The sequence below is a fragment of the Nocardiopsis salina YIM 90010 genome, from assembly GCF_000341025.1.
GTDB lineage: Bacteria > Actinomycetota > Actinomycetes > Streptosporangiales > Streptosporangiaceae > Nocardiopsis > Nocardiopsis salina.
In genome coordinates, this window is record NZ_ANBF01000124.1 from 61340 (window position 1) to 73627 (window position 12288).

General features: G+C 66.7%; 17 protein-coding genes. 3 read left to right on the forward strand and 14 right to left on the reverse strand.

Features of this window, described 5'->3' with window-relative positions; genetic code table 11:
* The first annotated feature begins 83 nt into the window (after positions 1-83).
* Entirely contained in the window at positions 84-533 is a 450-nt protein-coding gene (locus D474_RS31785; protein ID WP_152476835.1) for a hypothetical protein, read from the forward strand.
* A gap of 47 nt (positions 534-580) precedes the next feature.
* Here the strand turns inward: D474_RS31785 and D474_RS28715 are convergent, their stop codons facing one another.
* Positions 581-1594, reverse strand: coding sequence for a peptidoglycan recognition protein family protein (locus D474_RS28715; RefSeq protein WP_083931821.1), 1014 nt, complete (start codon positions 1592-1594; stop codon positions 581-583).
* Positions 1595-1790: 196 nt separating this feature from the next.
* A complete protein-coding gene (locus D474_RS30480) occupies positions 1791-2051 on the reverse strand; it encodes a hypothetical protein (protein ID WP_017614154.1) in 261 nt (86 codons plus the stop codon).
* Between the two features lie 784 nt (positions 2052-2835).
* On the opposite strand from D474_RS30480, the gene D474_RS0113860 reads away from it, so the two are divergent.
* Positions 2836-3180 (forward strand): hypothetical protein, encoded by a 345-nt coding sequence (locus tag D474_RS0113860; RefSeq protein ID WP_017614156.1) that lies wholly within the window; start codon positions 2836-2838, stop codon positions 3178-3180.
* 61 nt (positions 3181-3241) lie between these two features.
* On the opposite strand, the gene D474_RS31055 is transcribed toward D474_RS0113860, so the two are convergent.
* Positions 3242-4123: a DNA cytosine methyltransferase gene (locus D474_RS31055; RefSeq protein WP_017614157.1), complete on the reverse strand. Its 882-nt coding sequence runs from the start codon at positions 4121-4123 to the stop codon at positions 3242-3244.
* Positions 4124-4356: 233 nt separating this feature from the next.
* Positions 4357-5508, reverse strand: coding sequence for a peptidoglycan recognition protein family protein (locus D474_RS30490; RefSeq protein ID WP_083931823.1), 1152 nt, complete (start codon positions 5506-5508; stop codon positions 4357-4359).
* Positions 5509-5543: 35 nt separating this feature from the next.
* Between D474_RS30490 and D474_RS0113880 the strand changes: the two genes are divergently transcribed.
* Positions 5544-6119, forward strand: a complete 576-nt coding sequence (locus D474_RS0113880) for a hypothetical protein (protein ID WP_017614159.1) — start codon at positions 5544-5546, stop codon at positions 6117-6119.
* 160 nt (positions 6120-6279) lie between these two features.
* On the opposite strand, the gene D474_RS0113885 is transcribed toward D474_RS0113880, so the two are convergent.
* The 10 genes from D474_RS0113885 to D474_RS0113930 form a co-directional block, all read right to left on the reverse strand.
* Entirely contained in the window at positions 6280-7101 is an 822-nt protein-coding gene (locus tag D474_RS0113885; RefSeq protein WP_017614160.1) for a hypothetical protein, read from the reverse strand.
* A gap of 2 nt (positions 7102-7103) precedes the next feature.
* Complete coding sequence (locus D474_RS28740; protein WP_017614161.1) at positions 7104-7532, reverse strand: single-stranded DNA-binding protein; 429 nt, start codon at positions 7530-7532, stop codon at positions 7104-7106.
* 2 nt (positions 7533-7534) lie between these two features.
* The gene (locus tag D474_RS0113895; RefSeq protein WP_152476837.1) at positions 7535-8503 is read right to left on the reverse strand and encodes a hypothetical protein; all 969 of its coding nucleotides are present in this window, start codon (positions 8501-8503) and stop codon (positions 7535-7537) included.
* Positions 8504-8573: 70 nt separating this feature from the next.
* On the reverse strand, positions 8574-8855 hold the full coding sequence (locus D474_RS0113900) for a hypothetical protein (RefSeq protein WP_017614163.1): 282 nt from the start codon (positions 8853-8855) through the stop codon (positions 8574-8576).
* Positions 8852-9040, reverse strand: a complete 189-nt coding sequence (locus tag D474_RS0113905) for a hypothetical protein (RefSeq protein WP_017614164.1) — start codon at positions 9038-9040, stop codon at positions 8852-8854. Before D474_RS0113905 ends, D474_RS0113900 begins: the two co-directional genes overlap by 4 nt.
* A complete protein-coding gene (locus tag D474_RS0113910; protein WP_017614165.1) occupies positions 9037-9396 on the reverse strand; it encodes a hypothetical protein in 360 nt (119 codons plus the stop codon). The genes D474_RS0113905 and D474_RS0113910 overlap by 4 nt, the downstream gene beginning before the upstream one ends.
* Before the next feature lie 22 nt (positions 9397-9418).
* Complete coding sequence (locus D474_RS28745; RefSeq protein ID WP_017614166.1) at positions 9419-9970, reverse strand: RuvC family protein; 552 nt, start codon at positions 9968-9970, stop codon at positions 9419-9421.
* Positions 9967-10710, reverse strand: a complete 744-nt coding sequence (locus D474_RS0113920; protein ID WP_017614167.1) for an exonuclease domain-containing protein — start codon at positions 10708-10710, stop codon at positions 9967-9969. Before D474_RS0113920 ends, D474_RS28745 begins: the two co-directional genes overlap by 4 nt.
* Positions 10707-11126, reverse strand: a complete 420-nt coding sequence (locus D474_RS0113925; protein ID WP_017614168.1) for a hypothetical protein — start codon at positions 11124-11126, stop codon at positions 10707-10709. The genes D474_RS0113920 and D474_RS0113925 overlap by 4 nt, the downstream gene beginning before the upstream one ends.
* 52 nt (positions 11127-11178) lie before the next feature.
* The gene (locus D474_RS0113930; protein WP_020480270.1) at positions 11179-12288 is read right to left on the reverse strand and encodes a recombination directionality factor; all 1110 of its coding nucleotides are present in this window, start codon (positions 12286-12288) and stop codon (positions 11179-11181) included.

Here is a 12288-nt window from a genome sequence, read left to right on the forward strand (position 1 = left end):
CTCCCATGTCTTACCCCCTGAGAATATAAAGGTTGACTTCAATGGTAAAATAATCAACCCAAGACCAACAGGGCAAGGAATTAATGTCCAGGCGAACCAAAAAGATAGCTATCATAGCTGCACTTATTTGTGTTGCACTTATGGCCATGATTGCAGGCCGCAACTATGCAACTGGGGCGCGGATCAACTTCGGGCAAGTCGTTCATGTGATGGAGCCTGGAGAGTATGCCAGCTACCACGTGGCACCCAATTCTTACATGCCATCAAACTATGTCCGAATCGATTCCATGACCTGGTTTTCTTGGAGTGAAGAGTCAGCATGGGGAATCGGAAAAATATCTGCAGCCTGGCCAGATGGGACAGCAGGCGACCAAGGGTGGGCGCGGATTGATGTTTCTTGCCCCTTAAAGGGGGGAGGCGAATTGTATTTTAGTGAATACAATATCGACTGGATCGACGGCGACGATAGTCTAAACATTGACGGGTGGGAAGGCGGTAACGTCAAGGTCGTAGACGGTGAATGCGTGGAGTGACCTCCGGCTCCACCGGACTATGGCAGATGGAGCCGGAGGCCAGATGGCTAAGTAATGGGCTCTTCCCAGGCTGCTGCCCAGGTCTGTTCGCCCACGATGCCGTCCGCCGTCAGCCCCTTCTCTTCCTGGAAGTCGGTGCAGACCGTCTCCGACTGGGGCCCATAGACCCCGTCGACACCGATGTTCCATCCACGGGCCAGCATCCTGTTCTGCCACGTGGTCACGCTTGAGTGGACTGTTTCCGGCGGATAGCTGAACTCGATCCCCGGCCAAGCCGGTGCAGGGCTCCCATCCGGAGGGCCGGGCGTGATGGGCTCTTCCCACGCCGCGACCCAGGTCTGTTCACCAACGATTCCATCGACCGTCAGGCCTTTTTCCTCTTGGAACTGGGAACAGACGAGCTCTGAGTAGTCGCCGTACACCCCATCGACTTCGATGTTCCACCCGCGCTCCTGCATACGCGCCTGCCAAGTCAGGACAGACTGGTGCTCGGTGGGGTTCGTGAACAGCACGCCAGGCCATGTGGGGGCCTCGTCGCCGTCACCGCCTCCGGGCGGCGTTGGCCCGGGCGGCGGCCGGTCGTCAGGAGGGCTTCCCGGTTCGAGGTGCCCGCCCTGGACATATTCGTACAGACGCCCTGGGCATTCGGTGCTGAACAGGTCCCGGTGCCCAACGATTTCAGGTCCCGCGTTGTCCCACTCCCGCATGTACTCGATCAGACGCTGGATCTCGTCCACCATCTCGTTCGACACCGGGTCGGGAAGGCCCATCATCCCTAGAATCGCGTAATAGTTCTGATTTCCCTCGTCAGTTCCGTTCGCCCCGGACCGAACAAGGCCGCCGCGCCCGAAGAACGTGTAGCCGTGGACGCAGACGATGTGGTTATACGCGATATCATCGTATGGCGGCAGCGTGAAGAACATGTGCTGACGCTGGATCCCTCGAACGCGCGCAGCACAACTTGAATGATTCGCATCAATGCTGGAACTCGCGCCAACGTGATGGATCGCGATTCCGCCGTTCTCGGGCGTGATATCGTGACTCCGCTCGCGATGCTCCATCGCCCCCAGTCATCGCGGTTAATCCAATTTACCATTCAGTTCCTCTCTGCCGAGAATTTGGCTATTTGACTGTATTGGTCGCAGGCTCTCACGAGAGCGTCCGTGATGAAACCCCCCGAAACCCTCCGTCACGTGCGCTCGCCCACCCCGCGCGTTCTGAGCGCCCTCATGGGCTGGACTTTTGGCCCGCCCCCGGTCACCGAGAGTCGCCGCGCGCCGCGCGGGTTCGGTCGACGATGAACCATTCCTCGATCAGCTCTTGCCACTTCGCCGGACGATCGGCCGCGCTCGCGCGTCGCTTGCACTCGTCGGCGTCGACGTCGAGTCGCATCACGCGAGCGCCAGGAACAGCGTCGGCGTCGGCGTGCCTCGTCGTCACGATCCACACGTGCCGGGCGGGATGGGAGCGGGCGAGCCGTCGTATGAGCGCGTCGCGTGCTTCGTTGGCGAAGGCCACGACGTGTCGGCTGTGCCCGTGTGTGGCCGGCGGTGTGGCCTCGGTCGAGGGTGGCCGGACCCGGGGTCCTCGGTGTGAGGGGGGGTCTGTTCAGGGTGGGGGGCCTGGCAGGGGTAGGGGGGTCGCTGGTATGGGGGGACTTGGCGGGGTGTGGGGTGAGGGCCTGGGCGAGGGCGTCGAGGTCAATCACGATGTCCCGGGCGGGGTTGGCGAGGGTGTGCGCGGTGCTGGTCTTGCCCGAGCAGGGCGGGCCGAGGATGACGGTCACGGTGTCGCGCCCGGGTGCGTTCAGGGTCTCGGTGGCAGTCTTGGCGTCGTGGCACCGGCGGGTCATTGCCTGGCAGTTGGTGCGGTCGAAGGCCAGGCGTTCGTTGCCGCGGTGCGGAGTGATGTGGTCGACGACGGTCGGAGGGGCGCCGCATCCGCACGCGCAGACGGGTTCCTCGGACAGCACGCGGTCGCGTAGGGCGTGCCACCGGGGGTCGTTGTAGATCCACTTCCACTCGGTGCGGTGCGCGTCGTTGGTGCCTTGTCGGCAGGTGCGGCACCGGCCGGGCCGGTCGACCAGGGTTCGGCAAGTGGGGTTCGTACAGCGGGACGGCGGGCGCTTGGGCATGGTTCCCTTCTGGCCGGAATGGGCCACTTGGCCGGATGTGGTCGTGATGTGCGCCTACCGTGGCGAGTCCATCCCCTGATCTTTTGGAGTGCGCACCATGCGTATGTCGTTGGCTGTTGCTGCCGTGTCCGCTGCGGCTGGGCTCNCGAGGATGCCGAGGCGTCCGACGTGCCCGAGGGGTACGGGGCCGTCGTTGAGTTCGTCGAGGAGCAGTCCGAGGCGACCGGGGCGGTCGTCGACTACGACGCCGAGGCGGGCACCGATGCCGAGCTTCAGGGGCTCCTCGAGGAGGTCGAGGAGATCAACGACGGTTGGGGCAGCGACGATTGGCCGGACGTGAGCGCGGATGCCTCGGACGGGGTCGAGGTCGCCCAGGTCGCGAGCGACCTCGAAGACCATTCCGGCTGGTTGGCGCACGTGATGCTCGACCCGGCCGAGACTCTGGAGTCTGACGACCTCGAGGCGGCGCGCGAGTCGGTCGAGGCGGCCGAGGACCTGTTGGACCGGCTGTAAGTGGAAGGGGTGCCCGCCCTCGACGCCGAGGACCCCCCAGCCTGGCGGAGGGCGGGCACGTTCAGGGGCCGACCCGTTCGGGGGTCGGCCAGTTCATCAGGTCTTCGATCGCCGCGGCCGCCTGTTGTGGGACGACGCCGTTTCCGAGGATCTCCCGACGTTTCGTGTGCGGAAGGTCGGGGACGTCGGCGATCCAGCCGGCGGGAAGCCCCATAAGCCATTCCACGAATGGAATGCTGATGCGGGGGCCTCGCGGACCGATGTCAGCGGGGAACGGGGCTGGTCGCCCTAGGGTTTGCTCCCAGCATCTGATGTGCGGTGAGAACCGCCCCCAAAGGGCGGAATCAGGCCGTCCTCGGCCGCTTGGTCGAGGATCGCCCGTACCTGGTGGCAGGTCTTCACCTGAAGGTTGCGGGAACGACGGTCGGTCTCGGTCGGTCCCCAACCCTCGTCGGACGCGCAGGGCGTCGCGAGCAACGATGAAGGTTCGGGCGCGTTGGTGGGGCGCGCCAACGTCGGAGGCGCGCAGAACCCGCCATCGTGCCAAAAACCCATGCTCGGCCAGACCTTGAACGACGGCTCGCATGGCGTTGCCTTGGTTGGCGGTGAGCAGGCCGCGCACATTCTCGAGGATGAGCAAGGCGGGTCGCTGGGGCATCTGTCGGACGCCGTCGAGGATGTCATGGATCAGCCACCGTTCGTCGTTGGTGCCGCGGTGGCGACCGGAGAACGATACGGGCTGACACGGGAACCCGGCGGCGACGATGTCCACGGGCGGCAGGTTTGGCCAGTCGATCGACTTCAGGTCGCCGATGTTGGGGACCGTGGGCAGGTTGTGCGCGAGGACTTTCGAGGGTCCCGGGGCGGGGTCGGCGACCCATTCGAGGCGGGCGCCGAAGACGTCTTCAACCGCGAGGTCGAGTCCGCCGTATCCGGTGCACAAACTGCCGAGACGTGGTGGCGGGTGGCGTGGCTGTTGGTGTGGCTGTGTAGGCACTGGGGCCTTTCACTCGACACGGGGAACGTGAGAGTGAGGGGTGCCTGGTCGCCGTCCCCGAACGTGCGGCGCCAAGAGATCGAAGACGGAGGGTTCGGGGAAGCGTGCATCGAGGGCGAGTGGTATGCGAGTGGGGGCGTCCTCGCCTCACGCGAGAACACCCCTTCTACTGGGATGGTTCAGTCGATTGGAGCATCCCAGGACGCTGCCCAGGTTTCAGGGCCAACGATCCCATCGACCATGAGCCCCTTCTCTTCCTGGAACGCCAGGCACACGGCTTGGGACTGAGCCCCGTACACACCGTCGACCGCGCCGATGTTCCACCCGCGGTGAGCCATCTGGCTTTGCCAGACGGACACACTGGTGCGCGTGGTCACGATCGGGTAGGAGCGGGAGATGTCAGGGTGCAGGCTCGCCGGCTCGTAACGGAAGTAGAGTCCGGGCCAGGTCCAGTCCACGGGCTCGGTGACGGGTTCGGTCCAGGCAGCGTTCCACGTCTGCTCGCCGACAATCCCATCCACATCCAACGCCTTCTCAGCCTGAAACAGGCGACACGCGAGCTGGCTCCGGTTGCCGTACACACCGTCGACGTCGAGCCGCCAACCACGCGTGACCATCTGTTCCTGCCACACCTGCACGGAGGCGTGTTCGGTCGGAGGCGGGTTCGTGAACTCCACACCGGGCCACTCGGGAGGCTCGGCTGTCTGTGCGACTCTGATGTGTGCATCTGATTCGGCGGCGGTCTCGGCGGTGGTGCTCTCCGGCTGGAAGGACCCGTCTTCGACGTAGGGGCGCAGGTTTCCCGGGCACAAGGTGTCGTTCTCAGGGATGTCACCGTGCCCGATGATGTCGCTAGCGTTTGCGCCCAGCCCTTCAAGGTGGGCGATGACGCGGCGAACCGCAGACACCAGCGGCGGTGTGGTGCCAGGGATGAGGACGGGTCCGTCCAGGACACCAGTCAGACCGCAGATCGCGTAGTAGGTGGCATTGCCGAAGTCGGTGCCATTCGCGCCGGATTGGTACTGGTATCCGCGTCCGATGTAGATGTAACCGTGTCGACAGACGAGGTAGTTGTACGCGATGTCGTCGTAGTCGCCGTTCAGGTGCTCTTCCTGGATGCCACGCACGTAGGCGTCACAGTTGCGGTGCAGGATGGGAACGGGCCAAATCGAGCCCGTGTAGTGGATCGCGATGCCCGGCGACCCCTCGATGGGACCGTTGCCGGCCGGGTCTCCGTCTGGGTCAGCGCCCCAGCCCTGGCGCGTGACGACGTCCTCCCCGGTGATCTCATCAGCCTGGGTGGATAGGTTCAAAGCAATCCTCCAAATCATCGAACACGCTGGTCTGTTATCTGAGATTCGATCAGTTGAAAGGGTGGTCCCTCATCAAGGGCTTTATCTCTGGCTTCGCCACTGGCGCTCTGACGCTGCTGCTCGCAGGCGGCATCGCGATCTACGCCTCCCCCTCTGAGACTGAGGATGCACAAAGAGCCACAGGGGCTGACGCGTTGCACTTCGGTGATTTCTTCGACTACCGGACGGACTCGATGGGGCGGGGGGAAGCGGTGTCGTACACGGTGACGTCAGTACGGTTGAGGGACGCGCAAGAGGGGCAGGCCCACGCCTTCGACTTCACTCTAGGAATCGTCAACAACTCTGAGGGGCACATAGAGGGTCAGTACCCGCACGTCTATTGCGAACACGAGGACGAAAGTCACTTGGTCTTGAATCGAGAGATGGCCCGAGGAGGCGACTACCCCGCAGGTCTGGAACCACAGGTAGGAACTCTCGGACTGACCATGGATCTCACCTGCGAATTCTCCGAATCTATCCACCCGGAAGAACTCGCCATCACTTTGGCACGCGAAGACGGAGAAGCGACGTTCGTCGACCCCATGAGCGTGGTGGATCGAATGAAGTGGCGCCACACCTTCGGCGAGTGATCAGCTGCCTGCCACTTGGCGCGGAACACAGCAAAACCCGGGGCCTCATGGCTCCGGGTTTTGGGTACAGGTGCTCTACGGCATCTCCAGTGTGACACGCGGGGAGTGCGGTGTGCAAGCGCAGGTGGGGCGTCTCGTCGGGAGAGACGCCCCACCTGCGTCAAGACGCGGTCTGTCGCGTGTCGACGTCGAGCAGGCGGCACACCTCGGCGACCCGGTAGAGCGGGCGGCTGGCGTCAGGGTCGACGGGGGCGAGTCGGCCACGTCGGCGCCACTGGCGCACACGTGCGGCCGAGATGTCCACGCCCAGGAACACCGACGCCGCACGCGCGGCGTCGACGGCGGGCAATACCTCCTCTGCGAGTTGCTGAAGCGCGTCGTAACGCCACTCGGCCGCGTCCACCACGCCGTCGCACCCATCACGCCTGCAACGCGCCTGTCGGACGCGCTCCCGCCCGTACAGTGCTTGCCCGCACTCTGGACACACGCCCAACAGGAGCGAGTTCGGACCACGGGCTGGGCCGTGAACCTGGTCGCGCGCCGCCTCGATGGCCGCACACACCTCGTCGACGCACACGCCGCCGTCCGGCCGGTGCCGGATCCGTTCGACCCGCGCGCCGAGCCAGGACGCCAACCCGGCCGCACCCGTGGCCGGCGGTGTGCCCAACAGGTCACCGGCCACGATCAACGCCCACGACGTCAACGTGGACAGCAGCGCATCGGCCACGATCGACGCGCCCACGTCGAACGGCAACGGTGCCTCGGCGTCTCGGCCGCCGTCCCGGCCGCCGCGTCGTCCCTGTCGAGTGAGGTCGGTCTGTAGCTCCTCGGCCAGGTCGGCGACGTCGCCCAGGGCCACGCTGAGCCGGTGCGTACACGTCGAGCAGACGAACGCCTCGGCGACGATCTCGCCGCACTCGGGCACAGTGCAGATTCCCCCGGTGCTCATCTGCGGGTACTCCTCGGTCGGTTGGTCGGGCACGGTCAGAACGGCGGCTCGTTGGCGAACGAAGACGGGGCGGCGCCCCACGGGTCGGGCTGCTGCGGGGGCGACGGGCGCGGCGGGTTGTCGCGGCGCGGCGGTCGGACCGGTCGGGCGATCTCGTACACGCGCAGTTCGGGGCCGGACCGCTTCTCGCCCTCGGGCGTCTCCCACTCCGAGGTTTTGATCTGTCCGCGCACGGTCACCTCGTCGCCCTGGCGAAGGTTGGCCTCGGCGACAGCCTCGGCCGTGCGGTCGAACGCCGACGCGCGGATGAAGAACCGGTCACCGTCGACCCACTGGCCGTTGTCGTCCTTGCGGGAGGTGTTCGCGGCCAAGCGGAAGTTCACGACCGGGGTTCCGCTCGGTAGGGCTCGCATATCGGGGTCGGCGACGAGCCGGAACGTGTGGTGAAGGGTGGGCAGGGCCATCGTCACTCCTTGGAATTGATCAGGTGGGCGAACGCGGTCGGCTGACGGCGGTCCTCGGTCTGGCGGTCGCGGGTCTCCTGCTCCCATCGGGCGCGCAGGGCGGCGAGCTGGCCGACGACCTCGGCCGGTCGCTCCTCGGTGCTGCTCGGGGCCGCGTCGGTGCTGTCGGGGCGTGCGAGGGCTTCGGCGACGGTGCGCGCGGGCGCGGCCGGGATGTGCCGGTCGGGGTCGCGGTCGACGGCGCTACGGACGTAGGCAGCCGGGTCCTTGACGGTGCGGCCGGACAGGATCACGCGGGAGACGGCTCGGGCGTGGTCGGCGGTGATGGTCCGGTGCGTGTGCGCTCGGAGCGCGACCATCGCGGCCGTGGCCGCGGGGTCGTCTTCGAGTGATCTCAGTTCCTCGTCGTCATCCGTCGCGGCATCAGCCACAGGCGGAGCCGGACGGTCCTCGCGCACGCGGGGATGATGAGGGATGTATGAGGGATGAAGGGATGGGTCATCATCCTGGGTGATCACCTTTTGGGGGTCAGATGATGACCTTTCCGCGTTCGGTGATGACCTTTCGGGCTCAGATGATGACCTTTCCACCCCCTCCTCCGTCGAAAGGTGATCATCTTGAGTGATGACCTTTTCGGCGCCGTCCTCGCCTGAAAGGTCATCATCCTGGGTGATCACCTTTTCGGGCTCGTCGGGCTCCTCTACCGACACGAGCGTCGGCATGAAGTAGACCGTCGCCTTGCCCCGCCCGGCCTTGCTGACGACCTCGAGCAACCCGCGCTCGGTCAGCGCCCGAAGCGTGCGCGTGGCTGTCGGCCGTGACCGACTGATGCGGTGCGCGAGTTCGTCGAGCGGGTGAAACCCGGTGCGAGTCCGGTCGTTGAGACGCTCGGCAACGGCGATGAGCGCGCGGTGCTGCACATCCGGCAACTCGCGGGGCGCGTGGTCGAGAACCTCGACCATCAGGCGCACGCTCATAGGTTCCTCGTTCTCTCTCGGGGCGGGGCGACCCCTGCGCGGGGTCGCCCCTGGTGAAGGCGGGTTACTGCTGTCGGGCGATCGCGGCGCGGTGCGCGGCGGCCTTCTCCTCGGTGACCGGCTCGGGCCAATGCGTGGCCCACTCGAGGAGGTCACCCAGCGGCACGTCGTCGGGCACAGCGGCGGCGAGCACGATCACCAGGGCGTACAACCTGCGTTGGTCGTGTTCGCCGACGGTGCGCCGGTGCAGGATGCGCCGGATCTCCCAGTAGTCCCGGCGCCGGACAGCGCCAGCCAGAGCGAGCGCATCAGGCACCGCGCGGTCGACCAGGTCGGCGTCGGTCATGACTCCTCGCACAGCGGCCAGACCTCGAGCACCCGCGCAGCCGTGAACCCCTCGCCGAGGGCCTTGTGCGCATTGTCGGCGAGCATGGCGGCGGCGCGGCGCGCGTCCTCCTCGGACGGGCGGTCGGCCGTCAGCGCGAGCCACTTCATGAGCTGGTTGAAAGAGATCGCCTCGGACTCGGTCACTGGTCATCACCACCGATCAGCCCGGCGGCGTAACGGATGTCGCCCTCGGCCTGGGCACGGTCGGCGTCGCCGGTGATGGTGCCCTCGGCGGTCCGCTTGCTCCACAGCGCACGCTGTGCACGCCGCAAATGGTGCTCGTCGTCGCCCGTGGCGATCTCCATCAGCACCGGCCGGATCTTGACCACGTGCGCAACCTCGTCGTCGGAGTCGCCACGTTCGGCGTGCTCGACCACGGACAGCTCGACCAGCGCGATCACGCGGGTTCCGAGAGAGGCGGCCAGCAGCTCGTCGGCGTGCGGTTCGAGCGCCTTTGTGATGGGCGCGTTCAGCTTGGGGTCGATCTTGATTTCCGTCATGGCGGTGTTCCTCCTCGGGGGTTCAGTGGGCGAGAACGTGGGCGTGCGGCCAGTCGACGCCGGACAGGGCGCGGCGCTGGGCGTCGGTGGCGCCGGTCTCCTCGGCGAGCCAGACGGCGCCCAGGTGGGCGAGCGCCAGGGCGTCGGCCTCGTCGCTGCTGCGGATCACGGTGGTCGGGTACCGGTCGCACATGGCATCGATGACCTGTTGCTTGTTGGCGTGGCCGTGGCCGGCGGCCCAGAGCTTGACCGACGAGGGCGGGGCGACGGCGACGGGGATGCGGGCCGCTTCGATGGCGTCCCGGACCATCCACCACAGGCCGCCGCGCTCGTGCGCTTTCCCGTGTTTGGAGCCATGGGACGGTCCTTCGATCACGGCCAGGTCGTACTCGCCGAGCAGCGAGCCGACCTTGGCGACGATGTAGCGCAGACGGTCGAGACCGCGCATGTTCCGGTCGGGCGAGCCGGGGGCGTCGGGGCGGATGCGTGTGCACCATCCGAGCGAGGAGGCGACGCCGGTCGAGGTCAGCGACAGGTCGAGTCCGAGGGCGCGCGGGCGAAGGCTGGTCGTCATCGGATTTCCTCCTGGATCACGGCCGGAACGGGCTTGATCGGCCAATGGGGGTCGACGACGGTCGTCGGGTCCTTGCGGCGTAGGTAGCGCTGGAGACTTGCGGACTGCTCGGCCCTCCATTGGCGTTGCATGTCGTGCAATTCATCGGGCATGCGTCGCGCCAGGGCCGGATACTTGACCGCGATCCGGTAGGCCACGCGCGCGGCGGCGAGACTGTCAGCGGCCGACCCGTGCGCGTCCTCGTCGGTCAGTTCGGCCCCGTAGTGCGCGGCGATCGCGGTCAGCTTGCGCGAGCCCTTCCGGAACGGGTCGGCGTTCTTGTCGAGCACGAGCGGATCGACGAACGGCCGAAGCCTCGCGAGCTGGTCGGCGAGGCCGTCATGGCCGTGACGCACACATTCGCGATGCAACAGCGTCAGGTCATAAGCCGCGTTGAACGCCACGAACACCGGGGCCGTCGCCTCACTCGCCCAGGACACGAGGTCACCGGCGATCTCGCGCACGGCCGAGCGCGCGTCTTGGCCTCGCTCGCTTGCGTGCTCGGTCGTGATCCCGTGGATCTCGGACGCGCCTTCAGGGATCGGGATACCGGGATTCACCAGCCACCCACAGTGGCGTTTGAAGCCTTCGGCCGGCCGGATGATCCAGCGCGAGGCGGTCACGATCCGGTCAGTCTCGACGTCGACCCCGGTCGTCTCGAGGTCCCAACTGATCAGAGTCCCGTCGTGGTGCCATGTCACAGGCTTGCCTCCTGTGCGAGGGCTTCGAGCCGGGACACCCGGGCGGACAACTGGGTCAGCGCGGATTCCCCGTCTTCGCCCAGGTCTCGGGCAGGCGCAGGGGGCGTGTTCTGGGCGAGATCAAGCACTTCGTCGCGCTCTTGAATCGCCTGGTCGAGTTGACGCTTCATCCGATTGCGCGCGATCACGCGCAGCTCGGCGCGCGACTGCCAACGGCGAGCGCGCTCGCGCGCGGACTGCCAGGCGCTCCGGTGCCGATCACGGTCGACGGCCAGGGCCTCGAACCGGTCGACGATGTCGGAGAAGAACGCCCGGTGTTCGTCGTTCAGGTCGTCACGCTGGGAGAGCGCGGCCCGGATGTCGTCGATGACGTCGCCGCTGCGGTCGGGCAACTGGTTGTCGTCGGTGTGGGTCATACGTTCCTCTCGGGGAGTAGGCCGGGGCGCTCGTCGCTCCCCGGCCGAGGGATCAGAACGGGACGGTGTCGCCGTTGGCGTCGTCCTGGGTGGCGGCCTTGTCCTTCAGGGCGTCAAGGGTCGGCGTCGTCGAGGCCGGGGCGGCGGTGCCCTCCTTCAGAGCGCCGAGGAACTCGCGCAGGCGTGCAGCGCTCGCGTCATCGACCAGTTCGCCGCCGTTGCGCGCCGCGTAGGCGTCCATCAGGTCCGAGGTCGACCACCCATCAGGGGCGGCTGCGACGCACTGCATCCACAAGGCGTCGGCGTCGCCGTCGTCCTCCTGGGCTTCCGGCGCCGGCGGCGCGGTGACGGCTGGGGTCTGCGCGGTGGTGATCTGCTCGGCCCGCTGTTTCATGGCATCGGCCAACCCGGACGGCGCCCCAGCCTCGCGGGCTTGGGTGTACAGCTCGCGCAGTTCGTCGAGCGATCCGGCCTGTCGGACCTCGGCGATCCAGTCACGAGAGGGCGCCTCGACACCGGGCGCGGTGTTGCCGGACATCAGCTCGGACGGGGTGATGTCAACCTCGAGAGTCGGCACCATCCAGCGGCGCGTCTGGCCGTCACGCTTGGCGGTGCGTTCCTCGAGGGCGAGCCAGGCCCGGATGTAGCCCGAGGTCTGGGAAAGCATGTCGGCGACTGCGGGAAGCTCGACGGCCGCGTAATAGCCGTGGCTTTCGAGGCGCCACACGCCCACGCCGGGCACGTCGCGAAGAACGACGTTGAGCCTGGTTGTGGGCTTGCACTCGCGCTGTGCGGGGTCGGGACCGCACGGGCACGCGGAGTCGGTCAGAACCTCGCGCTGACCGTCACACCTCCTCTGGCACCCACCGCCGGACCACAGTTCGTACCACTGACTGACCGACTGGGGCGGGACCATCACGGGAAGACGAGCGGTGTCGGTGACGACCTCCCACTGTTGAGCGCCACCGTTGGCGGGAGTCCACTCGCGAACGGTGCCGCCGTAAAGTTCGGCGACCTGGTCGAGGAGCGGTTTCGAGGCGCTCGTGAGCCGGAAGCGGTCGAGCTTGGCCGGTCGGGTCCGGCCGTTGCTGGTGGGCTGAACCTGCCCGATCCGGATACGGCCGAGTTCGCGGGTTCGTTGCTGAAGATCGAGGATCGGCAC